This is a genomic window from Pseudomonas sp. 22490 (assembly GCF_052044465.1).
In the GTDB taxonomy this organism is placed as follows: domain Bacteria; phylum Pseudomonadota; class Gammaproteobacteria; order Pseudomonadales; family Pseudomonadaceae; genus Pseudomonas; species Pseudomonas aeruginosa.
In genome coordinates this window covers 1-334 of record NZ_JBQENS010000113.1, presented here as the reverse complement: position 1 = coordinate 334, position 334 = coordinate 1, and the positions used below count along the sequence as shown (strand labels likewise).

The window sequence follows — 334 nt, the reverse complement described above, 5'->3', positions numbered from 1 at the left end:
AAACCGCCACAGCCGTCCTCGACGAAAAGTTCATGGCGGCGCAGGCGATCCTGGCCTTTGGTGTTCATATACTTGACCACCGTCTCGCGATTCTTCCTGCGCAACTCCACGGCGTCTTCGAAACCTTGGGGAATGGCATTATCGAGCATCGTCATATCTCCTCTTGAATTGGAATAAACATTAATCAGGTGGGAATACCGTCACGTTTTATTTGTGGAACGGCTATTCCCAATGCACGCAATTTCTGCATCGGGTTCATGAACTCGCGATTGCGTTTTATCCGGCCGTTCTCGAGTTCGAAGGAATGGATGTAGTGGTTCTCGCAATAGCCCTG

Annotated in this window: 2 pseudogenes; both read right to left on the bottom strand. The window is 50.3% G+C overall.

The features are described from left to right. Positions 1-149 (bottom strand): annotated as a pseudogene (gene phzB, locus ACTJJX_RS35165) (phenazine biosynthesis protein PhzB); the annotation flags it as partial. Positions 150-184: 35 nt separating this feature from the next. Beyond that, a pseudogene (phzA, locus tag ACTJJX_RS35160) lies at positions 185-334 on the bottom strand (phenazine biosynthesis protein PhzA); the annotation flags it as partial.